This window comes from Flavobacterium sp. (assembly GCF_031423415.1).
GTDB lineage: Bacteria > Bacteroidota > Bacteroidia > Flavobacteriales > Flavobacteriaceae > Flavobacterium.
In genome coordinates this window covers 1-21,629 of record NZ_JANPFL010000172.1, presented here as the reverse complement: position 1 = coordinate 21,629, position 21,629 = coordinate 1, and the positions used below count along the sequence as shown (strand labels likewise).

Here is a 21,629-nt window from a genome sequence, read left to right as displayed (position 1 = left end):
TGAAGTTGTCGCTATTCCCTTCGCCTTTCAACTCATCATCCTTCTCCTGTCCTTGGAAGCCATAACGATACGCTGTGCTTGAGCCGTGGCGATTAGGAACGAGCATTCCAAAAGGATATACGCATTTTGTATAAGAACGTGAGGTAAATGTATAAAAAAAGCAACTCTTTTACAAGTTGCTTTTTCGTTTATTGACTTCTTTTTGACTGCCCCCGTTTGTTGCCTATTGGAATGGGTACGAGGTCAGGAGACACTCGCGCAGCACAACCCTAGTTTTAATAACGTTTTGCTTTGAAGGAAAACATCGTGCAGTTGGTGTTACCATATTTTGCCATTAGTTCTTATTAACCCTTCTAACAATGGTGCTTTATCGCCATCTTCAACTTCCGTAATTTTGTTATGAATACTTAGTATTTTTAGATTTTTTAAACTATTTAAAAATTTAAAAGAATCAACTTTTTTAGAATCTAACTGCAAATGTTCAAGATTAGTTAGTTTAGATAAATATTCATAAACATAAAAAAGCCTTGGAGCAGAATAAATACTGATTTCTTTTAAAGATTTATTATGAATTTCACTGATACCTTCTAAAGAAATAATATTTCTATTATAAAATAAACCTAAATATTCCAATTCCGAAAAATTCTCTAATCCTTTAAGGGAAGTGATTTTACTTCCTATTAAAGTCAAATATTTCAACCTCTTATTATTGGCAAAAATAGTAACATCCAGTTCTTTAAATTTATTACTAATTGTTATTGCCTCTAAACTAGAAACTTTTGAAAGTGTTTTATATGAAAACGCGCTAAGTTCTGCTCCAACTCTTCTCAATTTTGGAAATTTACTGTAGTCTATATTGAGATTACCAGAAGTAATTTCTTCTATGCTTTTCAAACTATATAGCGCATCTATGTTTTTAATTGAATCACTTAAAATATTAATTGACCGTATAAAACTTAAATCATAATCATTTAAAAAATCTAAATTATCTAATTTATAATCATCTGTTGTTAATCTTATAGTATTAATATCCTTTTCCTTTATTAAAGCTTCAAGGTTTTCCTTTAATCGTTCCGAAGTAATAAAAACAACGTTCTCAATAAACAAACTACGGGGTGTTTGTTTTAATGATTTTGCAAACTTTGTATTATTTTTTATATATTCTCCTTCTATCATTTAATTTCTTTTTAATTTTAATTATTACCCGCAGTTGAAGGCGCCGCTCTTTGGTTTAACACTTTATCACTAGCCACTCCACCAGCTTCCTCAAGCAATCTACTCTCTAGAGCATTTACATTTGCATCTTTAGCAGGATTAAATTCATAAAACTCAACTTTTTCTAATGTTTTTCCAGAGGTTTTAGGTGGTTTTGAAGTTGTTCCTTCTACTAATTCAGTTAAAGACCTCTTTACCCTTTGAGCAAATCCTTTTGCTCCTTGAGCCTGACCAATATAAACAGTTCCATCTGTCATGATAAATTTATAAACTCCTTTTGCATTTCCTAAAGCTTTTTGAATAGAACCTCTCAAAACAAACTCAATAGCATTTAATCCTTTAGTACTACCAATCAAACTGGCTTTTGCAACAGTGCCAAGATTTGATGGGCTTTTACCTTTAATTGATGATGCAATTATTCCTATCATCACGGTTGTAGATTCAATTTTATCCTCTGTTGAACCGTTATTCATTGTATTTACATAACCAACGCCTGCATCATATAAATGACTGGGTATATTAGGTAAATCTTGGACTGTTTTCTTTAGATATTTAAAAGATCCTCCAGCATCTTCAACAGCTTTTGACTCTTCTTTAGTCATAGGTCTAACAGGAGCAATTGCTGTAACTGCCTTATCTAAACCTCTACCAAAAGCATTAACATTTGATTTTGCCTTATCATCATACCAATCATTTACAAAGGACACCACACCTAAAGCGGGATTACCAGTATTCATCGCCATATGAACCTTAAAAGAGAATTTTTCAAGTCCTTCTAATTCTATGGCATCCATTACATTGTTTTCACTAAAAGCATATGACGAGTTCCAAGGATACATAGGAGATAAAGGATCTACCGCAAAAAACCTCCCCACCCTCGGGTCGTGCATCCTAAAAGTATAATTCAAAGAATTCCCTTCTCCTTTAATTTCGTTATCCATTTCCTGGCCTTGGAAGCCGTAACGGTAGGCTGTGCTTGAGCCGTGGCGGTTAGGCACAATCATTCCAAAAGCATAGATGCATTTTTCTAAGAACGTGAGGTAAATGTATTAAAAAAGCAACTCTATTACAAGTTGCTTTTTTGTTTATTGACTTGTTTTACCTGCCTGTTTTAGTACCACACGAAAGGATTCGTGCGGGAGCGGGGAAAGGATTCGTGCGGGAGCGGGGAGATGATTGGTAAATATGAACGTGGCGAAGCTGTGCCATCTATAGAAGCTGCTAAAAAAATTGCTGATGCTTTTGAGGTTTCATTAGATTATCTTGTAGGAGAAGGTATTAATAGCAAGTTTGACAAAAAAACTGTTGGACGTTTACAAGATATTGAAAAACTAGAAGTAAAGGAAAAGGAACATGTATTTGCTATGTTAGATGCTTTCCTTGCTAAAAATAAAATGGAAGCTATTTTAAAATAAAACCACAATCACTATGATGACACCAGAACTACAAAATTTCTTCAATACTTTTGGAACAACCACCGAAGGTTTAAGTTTTAAAAAAAGCACTCCACAAGAAAAAATAATCATTGACATTGCCGAAAGCTGGCAAGAAAACACAAAACCCGGTCACGGCATGTTTTTTGACTTCTCGCAAACTCCCGAAATACAAAAACCAATCCTGGACTACCTTACTCAAGGTTTTGGCTGGAAATTAGAAACACCGTTCTTTATTAGAAAACCTTTATAAACAAAAAAAGCAACAAATTTTCACTTGTTGCTTTTTCGTTTATTGACTTGTTTTGAATGCTGTCGTTTCTTGCTCAACTTTGTGGGCACAGAAAAAATTTCTGCGCTATCCATCACGACTTTATTTTGTCATTCCCGAGCGATCGGGTTATCGTTCGCGAGAATATTTTGTCATATCTGAGCCATCGGGTTTACTCATCTTATTCATATTCTTCAATCTCTAAATTAAAATCTTGCTTAATAGCATCAGGTTTAACACATAAGCCTTCTCTATTATGGTCATAAAAAACTCCAAAAGATACATTATCCTCCTCCATATCTTTTACACATTTTTCAAGAAAAATTTCTAGGGGTATACTTTCTGGAACAGCACCCATGTCTCTATGTTCTTGAAACATACATTCTAAAGCTAAATCTTTATGTGGCCATAGAGGAAAAACTTCTCCTAAATTAGATGTTTTGAAAATTACCCAATTATCTTCACCTGCAACCGTTAAACCCCATACTTCATTAAAATCAGTACAATACCTTATGAAATAATTATACCTTTCCAACTGTGTTAATTTTAATAAATTTTCAATCTGTTTTTTATGCATATCGCTATATTATTTTTTGTACCTTTTTTGATGTATTCTAGTTTCAGTTTTATGATCCGCAGCATTTTTCGCTTTACTACCACTATAACCATTTCCAGCACTAGCACTTTGACCTTTACCACTAGGGTGCGCTAACTCATATCCTTTATCTTCTGCTTTTCTTCTTGGAGATTTTCTGCCATTTCTTGGAATTCTTAAAGCATTTTTATTTCCTGTTTCAATATGTCTTTGGTCATTTTTAAGCCAACCTCTATCAGATTTACTTGCTTTAGGGTCATTTTTCCATTCTCTCAATCTTGCTTGTTTTCCAGATCTTCCATTACTAACATTTTTAACAGGAGATGTACTTGATGCTGATTTAGGTGTTTGATTTGGAATTTTAGTTGCCAAAACTGAATTAATTCCTGCTTCAGTGACTAGTTCTTCTTCTCCACCTGTACCAATACCCATTGCCCCATTTTCGATATGACCAATCGTCTCCATGAATTGGAGTGATTGAATATTTTCACTCGCTTGCCTTATATCTCTGCCTAGTTCTTCGAGAGCTCCTTCCGCTTGTAATGTTTCTAAAGTCTTACCATGTATTGCTTTAAGCATACTAGTTTGATCATCAAACTCAAACCCTAAATCTTTCCCTTTAGGATCTAAGAGAATTGTAGCATCACTTTCTATAAAGTCTGGTTCGTACCAATCATCATCTTCTCCTTTAAAAACAACCCCTAATACAGGTTGACCTTTTTTATTTTTCGTATTAATTAACTGATAATATTTCTCTTCTTCACCATCTAAATCTATTGCCCAAATAGGCTTATTTCCAGCAAATTGATAAGGTGAATACCAAGGAAACGATTTAATTAAAGGATCTAGAGAAAGAAATTTACCAATCCTAGGGTCATAAAATCTTTTTTCATAATCAATAGCGTTTCCTTCCCCTTTTAACTCATCGTCTTTTTCTTTTCCATTGAACCCATAACGATAAGCTGTGCTTGAACCATGCCTATTTGGAACGAGCATTCCAAAAGCATAGATGCATTTTTCTAAGAACGTGAGGTAAATGTATTAAAAAAGCAACTCTATTACAAGTTGCTTTTTTGTTTATTGACTTGTTTTACCTGCCTGTTCTAGTACCACACGAAAGGATTCGTGCGGGAGCGGGGAAAGGATTCGTGCGGGAGCGGGGTTATCGTATAATCAACCCTTCTTTCTTACATTCAACTATATAATCCTCTATTTCATTTCTTATGAGGCTATATGCTCTAAGATTAGTTTTTTCCAAATCTTTTAAATACTTTCCGACCATTGAAGTAATTTCTCCTCCTGTTGAACCTGCCATAATACAAATTTCAATATCATTTATTACAGTAGGAAATTTATCCCCTATCTTATTTTTAATTGTATCTAACGTTTTTTGATAATCCATATCAATTATTTTATTGGTGTAATTACATTATTTGTTGTTCCTCCTTTTTCAATAACGGCTTCAATTCCTTTCCCTTTGTTTGCACTGCCAGGAGCAGGGCCAGCTTCTCTTGTAATATACTTTGCCCCTTTTTTAAGTGTTGCGGTTTCAATAAAATCCGCATTTTTGATAGTTTTCAAAGGTACATTATATTTTTCCGCATATTTAACTGGATCTAATAGTGGGTTTTCTAAACTCCAATATTGAGCTTCCGCTCCTGTATTAGAGATACCTTTGGTTCCAATTCGATACAGGGTAGCACCTTCTTTAACTTCTAATGCCCCTAAAATGGCTTTTCTACTTAAGGATTGTTTAGCAACGACCCACGGTGTTGAAACAGTTCTAGTAACAAAAGATTTTAAATTACCTATTTCATTAATTCCTTTAGCTCCAATAATTCCACCAAAAATATCTTCGTAAGTATCAATACGTGATAAACCTGTTCCGACGCTTGATATAAACTCTTTCGGAGTTGTATTAGCAACGTAATTTTGTACATTACTTACTACTCTTTTAACATCATTTTTTATAATATCTGCACCAGCACTGTTAACAGACAATTGACTACCTCCTTTTTTTATCATTGCTTCATCAATTCTTGCTGCATAATTCCAAATATCTACAAACTGGTTATATGCTGAGATAGTCGAATTTGCAAAAAAAGTAGCGTGTCCATTAAAGCCTTCACTATTGCCGTGACCATAATCTATCTTTTGAGCTTTTGAAAGATAAACCTCTTGACCTTCCAATTCAACAAATTGTATTACTTTATTCTCACTAAAAGCATAAGGAGAATTCCAAGGATAATCTGTCGCCAATGGGTCTCTCGCAAAAAACCTTCCCACTCTCGGGTCATGCATCCTAAAAGTATAATTCAAAGAATTTCCTTCGCCTTTCAACTCATCATCCTTCTCCTGTCCTTGGAAGCCATAACGATACGCTGTGCTTGAGCCGTGGCGATTAGGAACGAGCATTCCAAAAGGATAGTAATCTAATATGCTGTAAAGTCAGTATTTGTATGAACTTCAATGTTTTTTAAAATAGTACTTTTTGTCATTATCTGTACAAAAAACAATTCCTTTCCAAAGGTAAATAAATCTTTGTAAATAAGTAATTTCAATGTTTTTTATTTTTTTAAAAATGTTTATATTACTTTTAAAAATTATGATTTTCTGAGCCTAATTTTCTAGACTGATTCTATATAGCGACAATTTTTCAAATCAGTTTTTGGTTTTGAGCTATATCATACCTAATCCTTTAGATACATTAAACCTAAAAAAATATACTTTAAGTATTGATTAATTTAGATTAGCGTTTGTCTTTGGTGTTTTTATCAAAAGCAATTAGATTAACCATGTTTCTGAGGCGAGAACGGACACGGTTTCCGTAGGCAGATTCTATTTCCGAAGCGGATAGATTTGTAGTGATGTGAGTGTAGGTTTTTTTAGTGATAAAAATATCGTATCGTGAAAGTACAATCTCTGCCATTACATTACATTCGTTTCCGTAATATTTTAAGTTGTTTTCTGTTCCTAAATCATCAAAGCATATTGTTTTGGGTTCGGATTGGTAGAGTTTGCCAACACTATATTTGTGTATAATTTGGTAGCCATCCTGAATAAATTCAAAGCTTATATCTCGACACGGTTTTACGAAAAATTTATGCTCGGTTGGTGTTAGGTATTTCATTAAATTCATTAGCGATGTTTTACCACAGCCGATCGGACCAGAAAGTAAAATTCCTTTCTTGAGGTTTATGTTGTATTGAAAACAAGTTACTTCGTCTTTGAGAAAATAAGCAATGAGTTTGTAAATTATTGGATAATCGTTTTCAAGGATTTTGAATTGATTTCCGTATAATTCGACACCTTTTTTTTCGAGCCAAACAATTATTTCTGCATAGCTATAATGGCTCTGAATAGTTTTTGTCTGTTCCTGTGTTGAGTTGTTTTGCTCTGTTGAATTGTGGTTCATTTAAAATGAATTTAGGTGCGTTTAATATCCAATTTTGTGCTGCTGCTTGCCAATCGACCATTGGGGTTTTACCACCGACTAACCAACCGTTGCTGGAGAAGTAATTGAAAAACTTGATGGCTTCTACTTCCGGAAAGTTCTGTTCGAGAAAATAGGCTTTGACATTTTCTATCACTGGCACAATATCATTTTCTTTTTTCGCGGAACTTTTTTCTTTTTTTTCTACGGTCTCACTTTTAAAAAAAACATCATCATTTTCAAAATTTTTTGCTCGCTTGTCCAAGTTTACAATCTTTAAATCGTTTGAAATGTTTGGTATGTTTGTATTGTTTATATATGGTACTAGAGCTTGTTCAGTACCTGTTTCACTACTAGTATAATACTTGTTCACTACTTGTTCATTGACTAGTTCAAGAACAGGTTCATTTTTTGGCATTGTTGTTTTTTCGTTTTTTAGAATTGGTTTTAAATCATCTGAAAAATTGAATAAGTAAACGTGGCTTCCTTTGAATGGATTGTAGGACGGTTCGTAGTTGATGTAACCTAGTGAATGGAGGTTTTTTAGACACTTATGATAAGTTGCTTTAGAACTGATTTTACTAATTCGCATTACTTCATCACGTGAAATACTGATTGGGTTTTTGAACCGATTGCAATTCCAGAATTGAAACAATGACATGTACAAGCTTACATGTGTTGGATTTAGTAATCTGTCTTTTGCAACTTTATCAAAAAAACCGGTGAGATGTTTTATGTAATTCATCTCACTAGCCATTTTGGATTGAACAAATTAGGTGTAGCTTCCACCTTGTTTGATTCTAAGAGTTTTTGTAAATCGGAGTTTGAATAATACAGAATTCCACCAATTTTAGTATAAGTAATCGTTCCGTTTACTCTAAGATTTTGTAAAGTGCCCGAAGAGATATTCAATAACTTTCGAACTTCATTAGATTTGAGCCATTGTTTTGGCTGTGGTTGTTTTGAATTAAACATTGCGTTTAAATCCGAAAGAAGAAGTGAACGAAATTCATTCAGATCTTCTCGAGTAATTACTTCAATTGCCATAATGTGTCGTTTTAGATTGTTATGATACAAAATTGTACATTTTGATTTGTTTTAAATCACAACTTGAACCCCGTAGGGAATAATTAAAAATAATTGAGAGGGAAATTAAAATGTTTCATCCGTTTCATCCATTCTTTTAGTTAAGACCTCTTCCAGAGTATTTAAAAATTTTGTTCTGTCAGACTTTCTTTCCCTTATCTCAAGGAATGTTCTACGGTATTGACCCAAATCAATATGGAATATTTCTTCAAAATACATTGCAATTTCTTTTAATTCAGCAGCTCCGTTATTGAAAACTCCTTTGGTGTGAAAAGCATACAAAATTTCGGTTAAAGACACTTTTGAACCTGTCCAAATAATTTTCCCTTTCGGTTCAAGTTGTGATTTTTCTATGTAATCCCTCTTGCTCATTTGTAGAATTTTAGTTTCCAAATAAACCTGTACTAAATCATAGGCAAGAATCTTAGCCACTTTAAAATCATGTGATGTTGAAAAGTTATGATCGGTTTCAAAATAATAACTATCCAAACGTAATTTTATATCATAATTTCCTCTAACAAAATATTTGAAATCAAGAAAACTACTTCCTGTTCTGTGATAATTATAAAAATCTAAGTTGTTGTCGAAGAACCGTTTTAGCTTTTTTAATTCATTATTGAGGTATTTTTTTGCTATTTTTTCTCCACCATGTGGCATTTTTGTTTCAATTTTTAATATTGTATTATGATATATGGAAAGAGAAGTAAATTTGGGCTTTATATTTTTAAAGAAATCTATTTCAGTATCTGTACTAATTGTCTTGTTTTTAAGAAATTGCTTTTTCAGATGGTTTATTGCAGTTAAAGTTATTTCTATTGATTTTACCGACTTTACTATTAAATCATCCATTTCTAGATTGATAAAATTTAATTGTTCTGTTAATTCAAATAACGTTTGTTTAAATTTTGTGTCCATTTTTTTGATGTTTTAGGTTTATAATTTTTGATTTAATTCAAAAAAACAAACCTAAAATATCCAAATCTTAAAATTGATTTAATTTATTACTTGCTCTTTTTCTACTCTTTTAATTGAGAATTTGTCTCTCAACATTTTCATATCTTCACTCACTTTTCTATCTAGAATTTTAGCATAATGTTGGGTTGTTCGAAGGTTTTTGTGCCCTAGCATTTTGCTCACACTTTCAATCGGAACACCATTTGTAAGCGTTACAGTCGTTGCAAAAGTATGTCGAGCAATATGGAATGTTAATTCTTTTTCAACATCGCAAACGGCAGCTATTTCTTTTAAGTAAGCATTCATCTTTTGGTTAGTCAAAATTGGTAATAATTTATCTTGATTATTGCTTTGTGGATGGTTTTCATATTTGTCAATAATCATTTGTGTTACTGAAAGTATAGGAATTTTAGAAGCTGTTTCGGTCTTCTGTCTGTGGGTAAAAATCCATTTCTCTCCATCTATACCTATACTTATATGCGACTTTGTTAAGTTTTTCACATCAATATATGCCAAGCCGGTAAAGCAGCTAAAAAGGAATATATCTCGAACCAAAGACAATCTTTCTATTTTGAAATCTTTTTCAATTATTCTTTGAATTTCTTCTTCAGTTAAATAAACTCGCTCGACTTCTTTAACTTTCGATTTATAGTTAGCAAACGGATTTTTGTCTAGCCAATCATTAGCCAAGCAAATATTAATTATTTTATTGAAGTTTTTAATGTATTTAACCGCTGTATTATTGGCACAATTCCGAACACTTCTTAACCAAAATTCATAATCGGTAACAAAGGCGTAATCTATTTTGTTTATCTCAATATCGGAAACTTTATATTTCCATTGCAGAAATTCTTTAGTATGACTCAACGAAGTTTTGTAGCGTTCTAATGTTCCTGGGGCATATTCTTTGCCAACCAGTTCTTTAATTTTGTTGTTGTGGTCTTCGAAAATGGGAATGAGCATACGTTTAGTTTCAGTAATTCCAAACAATTCATTCTTCAAATTTTCAGATGTAACTTGGATGTCCTTTTTAAACAATCTTTTTTCGGCTTCTAAAATTTGATTTTTCAAATAATCTAGATGGCTATTTATTGTTCTAGCTTCTTCATAAGTGCCCTTAACTTTGGTGCCTTCTGATGACCATTTCTCTGGATTTACATATTTGTTAGCACTAAACTCAAATCGTTTGGATTGGATTGTAACTCTTGCATAAATTGGGCAGATGCCCTCGTTGTTGGCTTTTGATCTCTTAATGTAAAAGAGAATTGATACAGTAGTGTTCATAAGTGGTAACCTTTTAGTTATTATTAAATTTAAATTTTCTAATAATTACAAACAAGATGTACATATTTTGAATATGTTGTTGAACACCTTGCTGTACTGGTGGTTTTCTGTGAGAGGTGTCACTTAAATTTTTATAATTTAGTGACACCTCGAAAGACACCATAACTTTGAGATTAAATGAATAATTTGACTATCCTAAAAACGAAAAAACCCACTAAATTGTTGAATTTAGTGGGTTTTGTAACCATTTGTATTTCTACTGGCAGAGAGGAAGGGATTCGAACCCTCGATAAGTTGCCCTATACACGCTTTCCAAGCGTGCGCCTTCAGCCACTCGGCCACCTCTCTATTAATTTAAGGTTGCAAAGAACACGAAAAAAATTGATTAAAGAAAATTAATAGCCCATTTTATAATAATTCTCCACGTAATGATGTTTCGAAAACAGTTTTAAAAACAGCCGAAGGAACATTTTGCCCCAACAAGTACATTAATTTTGTTATAGCCGCTTCGGTGGTGATGTCTTTGCCGGAAATCACGCCTATTTCCTTCAAGGCGGTACTGGTTTCATATTTTCCCATTGTTACAGTACCGATGGAACATTGTGTCACATTAACGATATGCAAACCGCTTGTTATTGCTTTTTTAAGCAAGGACAAAAACCATTCATCTATAGGAGCATTTCCTGCGCCATAAGTTTCTAATACAATTCCTTTTAGTTGAGGAATTGTAAAAATAGCAGATAAAACATTTTCACTAATTCCGGGAAATATTTTTATAATGACTACATTAGTGTCTAAATTTTTGTGAATCTTTAGTTTTCTTTTCCTTGTTTTAGCTAGAAATAATTCCGGAAAAGCCCTCAAATTCACTCCCGATTCTATCAAAGTAGGATAATTAGGTGAAATAAAAGCATTGAAATTTTCTGAATTTATTTTGGTAGTTCTATTTCCTCGATACAGTTTGTATTCAAAGTAGAGACAAACTTCACTTACAACTGGTTTGCTGTCTTCCCTTAAAGTGGCAATCTGAATAGCAGTTATTAAGTTTTCCTTCGCATCGGTCCGCAGGTCACCAATTGGTAATTGTGAGCCAGTAAAAATTACTGGCTTAGATAAATTTTCAAGCATAAAACTCAAAGCTGATGCAGAATAAGACATCGTGTCAGATCCGTGAAGCACTACAAATCCATCAAAATTGTCATAGGTATTTTCGATGATTGTCGCAATTTCAGCCCACTTTTCAGGATTAATTGTCGACGAATCAATTGGCGTTTTGAAAGAAACCGTTTCGATATCACAATCTAATTGTTTTAATTCAGGGACTTTTTGAAGTAATTTACTGAAATTAAAAGTCTTGAGTGTCCCAGTTTCAAAATCTTTCATCATACCTATCGTTCCGCCGGTATAAATCAAAAGAATTTTGGCTTTAGCTAACATTTTCGTATTTCAACTTGTTAACAACGGGATTGGCATACATATCTAAAAAACCTTGTTTTGCAACGGGATGCTCGTGATCTATTCGCAATTCGAGTCTTCTTTCAAAAAGTGATTTTTCATTTTCAGTATACAAATGGGAGTAGGTGTTGGTTTTATTTAAAATATCGTAGGCAATATAATTGGTAGGCCATAATTTATAATTGCTTAATATCGAATCGTCTATGACTTGTGCTAAAGCTAAAATTTGTTTGTTAGAAGTGTCAAAATTGGCCTTAATATGATCTATTTCGGTTTCAAGAACATCCCCAATATGAATATGAATTCTTTTCTTTTGGCCAATTATACCACTCAGCAACGTCATTATATCTTCGTTTTTTTCTTTAATATAAATTTCGTTATTGGATTCAGCCATTAATTGAGGCATTTTTAAAGCATCTGTTGGGTCATATTCATAAGAAATAGAGACAGGAATTATCTTTATTTTTCTGAAATAGTCCATTAAATTAGATTCGTCAGATGCCATTCCTATCATTTTTAAAACTCCCGGATTCGTCCTGTCGTTTCCATCTTTGGTTCTTCCTTCTCGTTGCGCAATCCAAACAGAACGATTTTCATGTATCAAGAGTTGAGCCATATATTCGGAAAGTAATTTAGAGCTTACCAGCAATTCTCTAGGTGAAAGGCCGCGCTGCACCAAAAAATTACGATTTAATTTGGCCAAAGTTCGTAAAAATGATTTCTTGACTAAATTATCTCCAATGGCAGAAGAGGTCATCAATTTTCCGTGTTCAAACAAACTTGCATTTAAAAGAGTAGTGTCTAAAACAATATCTCGATGATTGGAGATATAAAGGTAAGGTGTATTATTATCTAATTTCTCAAAACCTGACGTGGTTAAGCCCTCAGAGCTTTTTTCCAACACCTGTTTTACACCGTAATAAATAAAATTACACTGAAAATCACGTATGGAGTGGGTTTTTTTGAGTTGCTCTTTCCAAATTTCATCATCAACTTTTGGAAAACAAAAGTTCATCAATGCTTTCATCATAGGATGATCAAGTACTTTTAAAATGCCTTCATTTATTTCAGTATCATAAAACGGCCGGATGGCATCAAATCTCTTCATTTTGGTAATCCATTTAGTTTGACAAATGAACAAAAAAAAACCTAAAGTTATAGAATAACATTGTTAAATACCAAATATGTCCTTAGAATTTTCAGTTGTAATTTGTGCAATTTCCTCTTGCCCCACATTATATATTTCAGATAACTTACAAACTACATTTAAAAGATAACTACTTTCGTTGCGTTTTCCTCGAAAAGGAACAGGCGCCAAATAGGGTGAATCGGTTTCTAGTACAATATGTTTCAAATCGATTTGATCTAAAAATTGATCAATTTTTCCGTTTTTGAAAGTCACCACTCCACCAATTCCTAGTTTCATATTATACGATATGGCTTGTAATGCTTGCTCATACGTTCCCGAAAAACAATGAAAGATCCCAAACAAATCTGCTGATTTTTCTTCTTCCAAAATTTCAAAAATTTCATCGAAAGCTTCACGGCAATGTATTACGATGGGTAAATTAGAGTGCTTAGCCAACTGAATTTGTTTCCTGAAAGCCTCTTGCTGTTGTGGCAAATGGGTTTTATCCCAATACAAATCGATCCCAATTTCTCCAATAGCAACAAATTTTCTTTTAGCCAATTCTTCCTCTACATGTTGTAATTCATCAATATAATTGTCTTTAACATGTGTGGGATGCAAACCCATCATCAAAAAAATAGTATCAGGATAATCCTTTTCCAAATCATACATCGCTTGTGTAAAAGTTGAATCGATGGCGGGAATAAAGAATCGTGATACTCCGACATCAATGGCACGTTGAATCATTTCAGTGCGATCTTCGTCAAATTCGTTAGAATATAAATGGGTGTGTGTGTCGGTGATTATCATGTCAAGCTTTATTTTACAAGCAAAGATACAATCTTGCCGAAAAAGAGGAACATTTGAGAAGTTTATTTAAAACGTGAAGGCCTGATGTGTTAAAAAATCTATTTCGTTTAAAAATTATTGTACTAAATCTTGGTGCTGTAAATCATTTGGAATTTTAGTTTTTATATTCATATTGTTTCTAATAACTTTTTTCCGTGCCATAACACGCTGGGATTGATAAGGACAATACAGAAAACACCTGAAACGATTAGAAATTTCAATACATTATGGAGTAAAATGAATTGTTTTTTGTTATTTGATTTCCAAAGATAGTGCAGGAAGAAAATCAAAATGATGAGGCAAGAATAAAAATAGATGTCCATATAGCCCACATCGAAAATTTCGATTAAAACGTAAACAGGAATTAAAGTCGAGATGGTCAAAAATGTAATTATTTTCTTTGAAACATCTTCGCCATAAATTATAGGAATGGTTTTGTAAGCATTGGCCAAATCGCCTGTAATATTCTCCAAATCTTTGATCATTTCGCGAATCAAAAGTAATAAAAATAAGAACGCTGCGTGACCAAAAATAACTTCGTAAAAATTTTTATAATACAGTAGAATGGCAAAAAACGGCAAAACTGCTAAAAATGCAGCTGTAAGATTTCCAATTATAGGATATTTTTTGATTCGGTGTGAATAATACCAAATCAAGAAAATATAGGTCGAAAAAAATAAAAAAGCGCGCCAGGAAACGATTATGGCCAACAATGTTACTATAAAATTGAGAGAAAAATAGACCTGTAACTTTGTTTTTTGGCTAACTAATCTATCCAGCATCGACTTGTTGGGACGATTGATTAAATCCTTTTTGCTGTCGTAAAAATTATTGATAATATAACCCGATGCAATAGTCAATGAAGAAGCAAAAACAATGATAAATAAATCGAAATCGAGTAGGATGGATAACGCTCTTTTTTCAGGTGCAAGAATGAATATAGCTGATAGATATTGAGCCAAAACAATTATCGGAATGTTGTAACCCCTAACCACAGAGAACAAACTGATGAATTTCATCACAGTTATTTTTTGCTGCCTGCTCAGCATTTTAAAATTGATAAACTACTTCCAGCTTATAATCTTTCAAGGCTAATTTTGCTTTTTCTAAATCTTGTGTAAAACCAAGGATGTAACCACCACCACCTGAACCGCAAAGTTTCAAGTAATAATCGTTAGAGTCAATTCCTTCTTGCCAAATGCCGTGAAATTGTTCCGGAATCATTGGTTTAAAGTTATTCAAAACGACTTTCGATAATTTTTTAGTGTTGGCAAACAATGATTTCATATCGCCACCCAAGAAATTTTCAACGCAAGCATCGGTGTGTTTAATGAATTGCGATTTCAACATTTTTCTGAAACCTTGATCTTTCAATTTTTCCATAAAAATATTCACCATCGGAGCGGTTTCGCCCACAATTCCTGAATCTAATAAGAATACGGCTCCACTTCCTTCCAAACTTTGTGTCGGAATACCAGTTGCTTCAATATTATCTTTAGAATTGATTAAAATAGGAATGCTCAAATAACTATTTAAAGGATCCAAGCCAGAGCTTTTTCCGTGAAAAAACGATTCCATTTGGGAGAAAATAGTTTTCAGTCTTAATAATTTTTCACGAGTCAAATTTTCGAGAACGGTAATTTTATTTTGGGCGTATTTATCGTAAATAGCTGCAACTAATGCACCGCTACTTCCCACGCCATAACCTTGCGGGATACTAGAGTCGAAAAACATTCCAGTTTCGACATCATTTTTTAGAGTCGCTAAATCGAAAGTAACTAATTCGGGTTGTTCGCTTTGTAAAGTTTCCAAATGCGACACAAAACGTTTTAAATTTTCGTTTGATTTTATAGCTTCAGCTGATGGATTTTCTTCTCTTTTTAAAGCGCCATTGTAAAAATTGTAAGGAATAGACAAGCCTTTCGAGTCGCGAATAATTCCATATTCGCCAAAGAGTAATATTTTTGAGTAAAATAAAGGTGCTTTCATAAATAATTAGCTAATTAATAATTGACTTCCTACTCCAATTTCGTCACAAAGGTACTGACCATTTTGACAATAGCCAACTAATTCGCCCTTAATAAATTGCAAAACTTTTTCTTTTGAGTTTTCAGGGTACAAAACGTGGACGTTGGCACCAGCATCCAGAGTGAAGCAAACCGGAATTTTTGTTTCATTTCGGTACTTCCAAATCGCATTTATGATTTGAAGCGTATTAGGTTTCATCAAAATAAAATACGGAATCGAAGTCATCATCATAGAGTGCAATGTCAAGGCTTCACTTTCGACAATGGTAATGAATTCGTCCAAATTTCCACTTTCGAAAACGTTGATTAATTTGTCTAAATTTTCGTGAGCTTGCTCAAACCGCCTTTCGGCAAAAGGATGTCCGTTCATTAAATTATGGCCCACAGAGCTCGAAACTTGTTTTTCTCCTTTGTCAACCAATAAAATCGTGTCTTGAAAATTTGTGAAATTATCGTGAATTGTATTTGGAAATTCAACTCCAAACAAATCGGAACTTCCTTGAATATTATTGTGATTGCCCCAAACAACCACTTTTCCTTTTACACTCCGACAAGCACTTCCTGAACCCAAACGCGCCAAAAAAGTGGCTTTTTGAAAAAAGTAATCTTCGGTCATTTCTGGGTTTAATGCTTTTTCCAAACTCATTAAGTTCATCGCCAAAGCTGCCATTCCCGAAGCTGATGAAGCAATTCCAGAGCTGTGCGGAAACGTATTTTGAGTGTCAATTGTAAAATGATAGTCTTTCAAGAAAGGTAAATACACCGAAACCCTATCGAAAAATTGCTCGATTTTTGGTTTGAAATCTTCTTTTGGTTTTCCTTCAAAAAGCAAGTCGAACGAGAAAGTATCTTGACTTTCTTTTTTGGCGAAAGCCAATTTCGTAATCGTTTTGCAATTATTCAAAGTAAAACTCACCGACGGATTGGCTGGAATTTGGCTATCTTTTTTCCCCCAATACTTCACCAACGCAATGTTGCTTGGCGAACTCCATTGAAAATTTCCTTTTTCTATAGAATTTACATATGGTGACGGAATAAAATCGTTTGCTGAAAACATCAAATATATAATTTGGGCAAAGATACTGATTTCTTTTGTTTATGGTATTGGTCAAAGTTTTGATTAAATTTGTAAAAAATACGTGATGAATAAAATTTCCAAAATTCTCGTTGTTGTGGTTACCTGTTTAGTGGTTGGCTATTTTTCAGGAATGTTTACCCGTTCGGCTATTACAACTTGGTATCCCACATTGGTAAAGCCAAGTTTTAATCCACCCAATTGGATTTTTGCGCCCGTTTGGAGTATGCTTTACATTATGATGGGCGTTGCTGCTGGATTAGTTTGGGATCGAATGGAGCAAGAAAAAGAAGCGGTCAAAAATGCTTTGATTTTCTTTGCCGTTCAATTGGCTTTGAATGCCTTATGGTCGTTTTTATTTTTTGGTTTAAAAAACCCAATGTTGGCGGGTTTAGAAATAATAATTCTATGGCTGATGATTTATGAAACCTATTTAAAATTTTCAAAAATCAATAAAATTGCAGGATATTTATTCATTCCATACGTGCTTTGGGTGAGTTTCGCCAGCGTTTTGAATGCCAGTATTTGGTGGTTGAATCGTTAACTTTTAGAATGTAAACATTTTTTTCTTTTAAATTCTAAAGTTTAGACTGTAACTTCATAAATCTTTGTTGAATGAAATCTATGTTTTTGAAGAATTCACAACTATGTTGTTATTTGTGAAATTAAAAATATTTTTTAACAACCAATTGCTAGAATACTATATTTGTGTTTGTTTATAAAATCAATTTCAAATTTATTAAATGAAAATCAGAAAAGGAACTCCGGAAGATATGGAAGCGGTTTTAAGTCTCATCAAGGAATTGGCCGTTTTTGAAAAAGAATCAAATGCTGTTGAAATTACTGTTGAGGATTTAGTTCGTGATGGTTTTGGTCAGAATCCTTTGTTTCACGTTTTTGTAGCTGAATTGGAATCGCAAATAGTGGGAATTGCACTGTATTATTACCGTTACTCTACTTGGAAAGGAAAAACCATTCACTTAGAAGATTTAGTGGTAAAAGAGAATATGCGTGGTTCTGGACTTGGCTTTGCTTTGTATTCTGAAATCATAAAACAAGGAAAAAAAGATGAAGTTCGAAGAATAGAATGGAACGTTTTAGACTGGAATACACCAGCAATAAATTTCTACAAAAATTCGGGTGCAAAAATACTTGACGATTGGAGAGTTGCTCAAATGGACGAAAAAGGAATTGACTCTTTTTTGGCTAAAAACAGATAAAAAAATAGAATTTACAGTTCCATATTAATTTTTGGAATTTAAAATTTAAAATATTGGAATTTAATTTTTTAAAATGAGAGTATTCAAATTTGGTGGCGCATCTGTAAAAGACGCCGACGGTATAAAAAACGTATATGACGTTTTGCAAAAAGTGGGTTATGAGGACGTATTGTTGGTAGTTTCTGCTATGGGGAAAACCACAAATGCACTCGAAGAAGTAATAAAAAATTACTTCGAAAAATCGGAAGCGTTGAATTCATCGGTGCAAGAAGTAAAAAAATACCACAATCAAATTTTGTTGGATTTATTCGAAGACGAAAAAAACGAAGTTTTTGCTGCTGTAAACACGCTGTTTTCCGACTTAGAATATTTTTTAGCACACAATAAATCACCAAATTACAATTTTGTTTATGACCAAATTGTGAGTTATGGCGAATTGATTTCGACTATGATTTTAAGCCATTTTATGAATTTTATGGGTATTAAGACGCAATGGCTTGATGTGCGGAATTTCATAAAAACCAATTCAAATTACCGTGATGCCGAAGTTGATTGGGAATTAACTCAGTCCACTATTTCTAAAAACGTTAAGAAAAAAATGCTGAACATTACCCAAGGATTTTTGGGTTCTGACGAAAATAATTTCACTACAACTTTAGGTCGTGAGGGTTCGGATTACACAGCAGGTATTTTTGCGTATTGCCTTAATGCCGAAAGCGTAACCATTTGGAAAGACGTTCCGGGAGTGATGAATGCCGACCCAAGATATTTTGAAAACGCGAGTTTACTCAGTCATATTTCCTATCGTGAAGCTATAGAAATGGCGTTTTATGGCGCAACTGTAATTCACCCAAAAACCTTGCAGCCTTTGCAAAAAAAGGAAATTCCTTTGTATGTAAAATCGTTTATAAATCCAATGTTGGCAGGAACTTGCGTGTCTAAAGGTTCTGATTCGGAATGGCAAATTCCGAGTTTTATTGTCAAAAGAAATCAACTTTTGATTTCGCTTTCTTCTATAGATTTCTCCTTTATTATGGAAGAAAACATTAGCGAAATCTTCGCTTTGTTTCACCAATTTAAACTAAAAGTAAATCTAATTCAGAATTCAGCTATCAGTTTTTCGGTATGTGTTGAGGATAAATTTGGAAATTTTAAAGATTTAAATCCAATTCTTTCGAAAAAATTCAAAGTCGATTTTGATGAAAACGTAACGCTTTACACCATCAGACATTTTAATGATAAAGCTGCACAAACTGTAGAGCACAACAAAACTGTTTTGTTAAAACAAGTCAGCCGTGAGACGATGCAGATTGTGACGAAGGAAAATTAAATCCTCACCACAACCCTCTCCGAAGGAGAGGGATACGAAACTGAAAATAATTTTACCGCAGATTAGCAGCTATAAAATTTGTGAATTTGCGTTTTTTTTGATTTTACGATTTAAATCCAAAAATTCTGTTTTACAATTTCCCTATTATAAATACTCCTTTTGATACTTTGGGGTTATTTTACTTAACGAAAGCATTGACTCCCTCAAATTGCATTTCGTGCACGGTCATAGGGAAGGCAATGTAATGCAGCATAGTTTTGTTTTCTATAAGAACCTTTGATACTACTGGCTTGGAGATTGTTTTTTGGAAATGGAGACCAAAATAGGCAAATGGAGACTGTTTTTTATGAAACGGAGACTGTTTTTCTTAAATGGAGGGCGTTTTTTTTGAAATGGAGACTGTTCATACTGAAAAGAAGACTGTTTTACTAAAAAGGAGACTGTTTGTTCTGAAAAGGAGGGTGTCAATTTTGAAAAGGAGGATGTCAGTATACAAAAGGAGGGCTTGTATCAGTAAATAGATGCTGTGAGTTGATGCATTGGTTTTGTGACTAAATAAAAAGGTGGTATTGAGGGAAAGAAAATGATTTTAAATGATGCTTTTGTGTTTTGATGTTGCAGTCGACGGAGGAGAAGGCACATAACGTGAGTAACTAACATGAGATTGCTTCGCCTGTTCTATCAAGCTCTCGGGCAATGTCCTTAAGTTAAGAGATTTTCGATTGAAGATTAACGATTCTTGATTGCAGATTTGGTGTTAGTAAATAAAAATTTGTCGATTTTACAGGTCTCAAACATCTGAAATCTGCAATTGTTAATCAAAAATCATCAATCAAATTTTTCGTTTATCCTTAACTTAATGACATTGAGCTCGCGGGTCTTCCTTCGTATGAATGACAAATAACGCTTAACTTAATGACATTGACCTCTAGTGCATCGTTATTAGGCTTTACTAGTTTTTAGAAAAAATGGATGATTTATTTTGTTAAAAATGTTGTGATTTATTTTTTTATTTTTACTTTAGCTAGTAGCTAACTAAAGGTTAGTGTTTTAACAAAAAAAATAAATCTTTAAATTTTAAAATTATGAGTAAAGTGTATTCCTTTTTGAAAGAAGAGTATTTACCGGGTGCTTTGTTTATTAAAACAAGTTTTAAAAGAGACCGGGAAGAATTGGTTACTAGATTTTCGGGGTATACTCCTGAATATTTAGTTGGGTTTGAAGATCAAATTAGTACCGTGAAGCAGATACAGCAGACATTGGTGCTGACGGAAGCGCAGAAGCAGGCTACTGTTAATTTGTATTTGAGGGCTACTAGTGTAAATGTGGAGTTTAATTTTTTGAGTAGTTATTTTAAGAAGTGTGGTCTTGATACTAAAATTTTGAGTCAAGTGAAAAAGGATTTGACTACGCATAATATTGAGGGTGCTACTGATAAAATTGCTAGTGTTATTCAATTTATTGATGCTAATAGTGCTGCTTTGGTGAGCAAAGGTATGGCGGCGGATTTTGCGGCTACTTTGGCTGCTGATAGGGATTATATGGAGCAACAGAATTTGTTACAGAATGAGGTTAAAAATCAGATTGCTGGTTTGTATACTGCGAACAAAGCTGAGTATGATGCATTGTATGATTATATTGCTGAAATTGCTGCTGATGGGAAAATTATGTATGCGAAAACGCCCAAAGCGAAGGAATATACAATTGCAAAAATTATTGAGCGGTTGCGCTCGGGGAATAGTGGAGGTGGCGATGTGCCTACTCCTGCTACTGTTTAATATTAAAGCCGCCGATTAGATTGGCGGTTTTTTTTGTTGCTTGTTTTTTGTTTCACAAAGAGGCACAAAGATGGGCACCGAGGTACACGGAGTTTTGTTTTGTTGTTCGTTTAACTTTATGGGCGATTTTGGTATGCAAGTCACCTCGTTCGTTTGTGGTAAATAAAAAAGCTATACCGTTATTGATATAGCTTTTTTGAATTACTTCGTCTGTTCGGCTAAAGCCTCGGGTGTTTTGTTTGCTCAATTTTGTGGGCACAGAATGCAATTCTGCGCTATCCGTTCACGATATTATTTACTGCATATCCCAGCGATCGGGTTCGTAGCTTTTCATAAGAATGCTTCATACTTAAGGTAAATAGTCAACCCTTAAAAAGAGCTATTTTTAATTTCCACAAAAATAGGAATATTATTTTCAGGATAGAAGTTGAACAAATAATTAAGCCAAAAAACAATTTGTTCCTTGATTTGGTTGAATCGGAGCTTAAAATTGTA

General features: G+C 33.5%; 23 protein-coding genes and 1 tRNA gene. 6 read left to right on the top strand and 18 right to left on the bottom strand.

Going from position 1 to position 21,629, the window contains the following annotated elements:
* Positions 1-318: 318 nt before the first annotated feature.
* Positions 319-1,176 carry a hypothetical protein gene (locus RMO83_RS14610; RefSeq protein ID WP_310560435.1) on the bottom strand — a complete coding sequence of 286 codons (858 nt, stop codon included), beginning with the start codon at positions 1,174-1,176 and terminating at the stop codon, positions 319-321.
* Positions 1,177-1,193: 17 nt separating this feature from the next.
* Positions 1,194-2,219 (bottom strand): RHS repeat-associated core domain-containing protein, encoded by a 1,026-nt coding sequence (locus RMO83_RS14605; protein ID WP_310560434.1) that lies wholly within the window; start codon positions 2,217-2,219, stop codon positions 1,194-1,196.
* Positions 2,220-2,387: 168 nt separating this feature from the next.
* On the opposite strand from RMO83_RS14605, the gene RMO83_RS14600 reads away from it, so the two are divergent.
* Both RMO83_RS14600 and RMO83_RS14595 read left to right on the top strand, forming a co-directional pair.
* Entirely contained in the window at positions 2,388-2,630 is a 243-nt protein-coding gene (locus RMO83_RS14600; RefSeq protein ID WP_310560433.1) for a helix-turn-helix transcriptional regulator, read from the top strand.
* Between the two features lie 13 nt (positions 2,631-2,643).
* The gene (locus RMO83_RS14595; protein WP_310560432.1) at positions 2,644-2,901 is read left to right on the top strand and encodes a hypothetical protein; all 258 of its coding nucleotides are present in this window, start codon (positions 2,644-2,646) and stop codon (positions 2,899-2,901) included.
* Positions 2,902-3,100: 199 nt separating this feature from the next.
* Here the strand turns inward: RMO83_RS14595 and RMO83_RS14590 are convergent, their stop codons facing one another.
* The 16 genes from RMO83_RS14590 to RMO83_RS14515 form a co-directional block, all read right to left on the bottom strand.
* Positions 3,101-3,496, bottom strand: a complete 396-nt coding sequence (locus tag RMO83_RS14590) for a DUF2750 domain-containing protein (RefSeq protein WP_310560431.1) — start codon at positions 3,494-3,496, stop codon at positions 3,101-3,103.
* A gap of 9 nt (positions 3,497-3,505) precedes the next feature.
* Positions 3,506-4,510 carry an RHS repeat-associated core domain-containing protein gene (locus RMO83_RS14585; protein WP_310560430.1) on the bottom strand — a complete coding sequence of 335 codons (1,005 nt, stop codon included), beginning with the start codon at positions 4,508-4,510 and terminating at the stop codon, positions 3,506-3,508.
* Between the two features lie 166 nt (positions 4,511-4,676).
* Positions 4,677-4,916, bottom strand: a complete 240-nt coding sequence (locus tag RMO83_RS14580; protein ID WP_310560429.1) for a hypothetical protein — start codon at positions 4,914-4,916, stop codon at positions 4,677-4,679.
* Between the two features lie 5 nt (positions 4,917-4,921).
* Positions 4,922-5,953 (bottom strand): RHS repeat-associated core domain-containing protein, encoded by a 1,032-nt coding sequence (locus RMO83_RS14575; protein WP_310560436.1) that lies wholly within the window; start codon positions 5,951-5,953, stop codon positions 4,922-4,924.
* 310 nt (positions 5,954-6,263) lie between these two features.
* Positions 6,264-6,929, bottom strand: a complete 666-nt coding sequence (locus RMO83_RS14570; RefSeq protein ID WP_310560428.1) for an ATPase — start codon at positions 6,927-6,929, stop codon at positions 6,264-6,266.
* Positions 6,859-7,692 (bottom strand): transcriptional regulator, encoded by an 834-nt coding sequence (locus RMO83_RS14565; RefSeq protein ID WP_310560427.1) that lies wholly within the window; start codon positions 7,690-7,692, stop codon positions 6,859-6,861. The genes RMO83_RS14570 and RMO83_RS14565 overlap by 71 nt, the downstream gene beginning before the upstream one ends.
* Entirely contained in the window at positions 7,689-7,994 is a 306-nt protein-coding gene (locus tag RMO83_RS14560; RefSeq protein WP_310560426.1) for a helix-turn-helix domain-containing protein, read from the bottom strand. Before RMO83_RS14560 ends, RMO83_RS14565 begins: the two co-directional genes overlap by 4 nt.
* 105 nt (positions 7,995-8,099) lie before the next feature.
* On the bottom strand, positions 8,100-8,882 hold the full coding sequence (locus RMO83_RS14555) for an RteC domain-containing protein (RefSeq protein WP_310560425.1): 783 nt from the start codon (positions 8,880-8,882) through the stop codon (positions 8,100-8,102).
* Between the two features lie 144 nt (positions 8,883-9,026).
* Positions 9,027-10,271 carry a site-specific integrase gene (locus tag RMO83_RS14550; RefSeq protein WP_310560424.1) on the bottom strand — a complete coding sequence of 415 codons (1,245 nt, stop codon included), beginning with the start codon at positions 10,269-10,271 and terminating at the stop codon, positions 9,027-9,029.
* Between the two features lie 260 nt (positions 10,272-10,531).
* Positions 10,532-10,619: transfer RNA gene (locus RMO83_RS14545), tRNA-Ser, on the bottom strand.
* Positions 10,620-10,679: 60 nt separating this feature from the next.
* The gene (locus tag RMO83_RS14540) at positions 10,680-11,708 is read right to left on the bottom strand and encodes an asparaginase (RefSeq protein WP_310560423.1); all 1,029 of its coding nucleotides are present in this window, start codon (positions 11,706-11,708) and stop codon (positions 10,680-10,682) included.
* Positions 11,698-12,834 carry a 1-acyl-sn-glycerol-3-phosphate acyltransferase gene (locus RMO83_RS14535; RefSeq protein WP_310560422.1) on the bottom strand — a complete coding sequence of 379 codons (1,137 nt, stop codon included), beginning with the start codon at positions 12,832-12,834 and terminating at the stop codon, positions 11,698-11,700. The genes RMO83_RS14540 and RMO83_RS14535 overlap by 11 nt, the downstream gene beginning before the upstream one ends.
* Positions 12,835-12,897: 63 nt before the next feature.
* Entirely contained in the window at positions 12,898-13,665 is a 768-nt protein-coding gene (locus tag RMO83_RS14530; protein WP_310560421.1) for a TatD family hydrolase, read from the bottom strand.
* A 167-nt stretch (positions 13,666-13,832) separates the two neighbouring features.
* Entirely contained in the window at positions 13,833-14,753 is a 921-nt protein-coding gene (locus RMO83_RS14525) for a geranylgeranylglycerol-phosphate geranylgeranyltransferase (protein ID WP_310560420.1), read from the bottom strand.
* A gap of 1 nt (position 14,754) precedes the next feature.
* Entirely contained in the window at positions 14,755-15,693 is a 939-nt protein-coding gene (locus RMO83_RS14520) for a mevalonate kinase (protein ID WP_310560419.1), read from the bottom strand.
* Between the two features lie 6 nt (positions 15,694-15,699).
* The gene (locus RMO83_RS14515) at positions 15,700-16,788 is read right to left on the bottom strand and encodes a diphosphomevalonate decarboxylase (RefSeq protein ID WP_310560418.1); all 1,089 of its coding nucleotides are present in this window, start codon (positions 16,786-16,788) and stop codon (positions 15,700-15,702) included.
* A gap of 85 nt (positions 16,789-16,873) precedes the next feature.
* Between RMO83_RS14515 and RMO83_RS14510 the strand changes: the two genes are divergently transcribed.
* The 4 genes from RMO83_RS14510 (at position 16,874) to RMO83_RS14495 (ending at position 21,134) form a co-directional block, all read left to right on the top strand.
* On the top strand, positions 16,874-17,350 hold the full coding sequence (locus tag RMO83_RS14510; protein WP_310560417.1) for a TspO/MBR family protein: 477 nt from the start codon (positions 16,874-16,876) through the stop codon (positions 17,348-17,350).
* A 199-nt stretch (positions 17,351-17,549) separates the two neighbouring features.
* Complete coding sequence (locus RMO83_RS14505) at positions 17,550-18,026, top strand: GNAT family N-acetyltransferase (RefSeq protein ID WP_310560416.1); 477 nt, start codon at positions 17,550-17,552, stop codon at positions 18,024-18,026.
* A gap of 73 nt (positions 18,027-18,099) precedes the next feature.
* Positions 18,100-19,356 carry an aspartate kinase gene (locus tag RMO83_RS14500; RefSeq protein ID WP_310560415.1) on the top strand — a complete coding sequence of 419 codons (1,257 nt, stop codon included), beginning with the start codon at positions 18,100-18,102 and terminating at the stop codon, positions 19,354-19,356.
* Between the two features lie 1,085 nt (positions 19,357-20,441).
* Positions 20,442-21,134: a hypothetical protein gene (locus tag RMO83_RS14495; RefSeq protein WP_310560414.1), complete on the top strand. Its 693-nt coding sequence runs from the start codon at positions 20,442-20,444 to the stop codon at positions 21,132-21,134.
* The last annotated feature ends 495 nt before the right edge of the window (positions 21,135-21,629 follow it).

Bases quoted from the DNA above. Each gene is read 5' to 3' on its own strand.
- RMO83_RS14580 (WP_310560429.1), bottom strand. From the start codon at position 4,916: ATGGATTATCAAAAAACGTTAGATACAATTAAAAATAAGATAGGGGAT.
- RMO83_RS14610 (WP_310560435.1), bottom strand. From the start codon at position 1,176: ATGATAGAAGGAGAATATATAAAAAATAATACAAAGTTTGCAAAATCA.
- RMO83_RS14585 (WP_310560430.1), bottom strand. From the start codon at position 4,510: ATGCTCGTTCCAAATAGGCATGGTTCAAGCACAGCTTATCGTTATGGG.
- RMO83_RS14595 (WP_310560432.1), top strand. From the start codon at position 2,644: ATGATGACACCAGAACTACAAAATTTCTTCAATACTTTTGGAACAACC.
- RMO83_RS14560 (WP_310560426.1), bottom strand. From the start codon at position 7,994: ATGGCAATTGAAGTAATTACTCGAGAAGATCTGAATGAATTTCGTTCA.
- RMO83_RS14570 (WP_310560428.1), bottom strand. From the start codon at position 6,929: ATGAACCACAATTCAACAGAGCAAAACAACTCAACACAGGAACAGACA.
- RMO83_RS14510 (WP_310560417.1), top strand. From the start codon at position 16,874: ATGAATAAAATTTCCAAAATTCTCGTTGTTGTGGTTACCTGTTTAGTG.
- RMO83_RS14540 (WP_310560423.1), bottom strand. From the start codon at position 11,708: ATGTTAGCTAAAGCCAAAATTCTTTTGATTTATACCGGCGGAACGATA.
- RMO83_RS14525 (WP_310560420.1), bottom strand. From the start codon at position 14,753: ATGCTGAGCAGGCAGCAAAAAATAACTGTGATGAAATTCATCAGTTTG.
- RMO83_RS14535 (WP_310560422.1), bottom strand. From the start codon at position 12,834: ATGAAGAGATTTGATGCCATCCGGCCGTTTTATGATACTGAAATAAAT.
- RMO83_RS14555 (WP_310560425.1), bottom strand. From the start codon at position 8,882: ATGGATGATTTAATAGTAAAGTCGGTAAAATCAATAGAAATAACTTTA.
- RMO83_RS14520 (WP_310560419.1), bottom strand. From the start codon at position 15,693: ATGAAAGCACCTTTATTTTACTCAAAAATATTACTCTTTGGCGAATAT.
- RMO83_RS14530 (WP_310560421.1), bottom strand. From the start codon at position 13,665: ATGATAATCACCGACACACACACCCATTTATATTCTAACGAATTTGAC.
- RMO83_RS14600 (WP_310560433.1), top strand. From the start codon at position 2,388: ATGATTGGTAAATATGAACGTGGCGAAGCTGTGCCATCTATAGAAGCT.
- RMO83_RS14515 (WP_310560418.1), bottom strand. From the start codon at position 16,788: ATGTTTTCAGCAAACGATTTTATTCCGTCACCATATGTAAATTCTATA.
- RMO83_RS14495 (WP_310560414.1), top strand. From the start codon at position 20,442: ATGAGTAAAGTGTATTCCTTTTTGAAAGAAGAGTATTTACCGGGTGCT.
- RMO83_RS14605 (WP_310560434.1), bottom strand. From the start codon at position 2,219: ATGATTGTGCCTAACCGCCACGGCTCAAGCACAGCCTACCGTTACGGC.
- RMO83_RS14505 (WP_310560416.1), top strand. From the start codon at position 17,550: ATGAAAATCAGAAAAGGAACTCCGGAAGATATGGAAGCGGTTTTAAGT.
- RMO83_RS14565 (WP_310560427.1), bottom strand. From the start codon at position 7,692: ATGAATTACATAAAACATCTCACCGGTTTTTTTGATAAAGTTGCAAAA.
- RMO83_RS14500 (WP_310560415.1), top strand. From the start codon at position 18,100: ATGAGAGTATTCAAATTTGGTGGCGCATCTGTAAAAGACGCCGACGGT.
- RMO83_RS14550 (WP_310560424.1), bottom strand. From the start codon at position 10,271: ATGAACACTACTGTATCAATTCTCTTTTACATTAAGAGATCAAAAGCC.
- RMO83_RS14590 (WP_310560431.1), bottom strand. From the start codon at position 3,496: ATGCATAAAAAACAGATTGAAAATTTATTAAAATTAACACAGTTGGAA.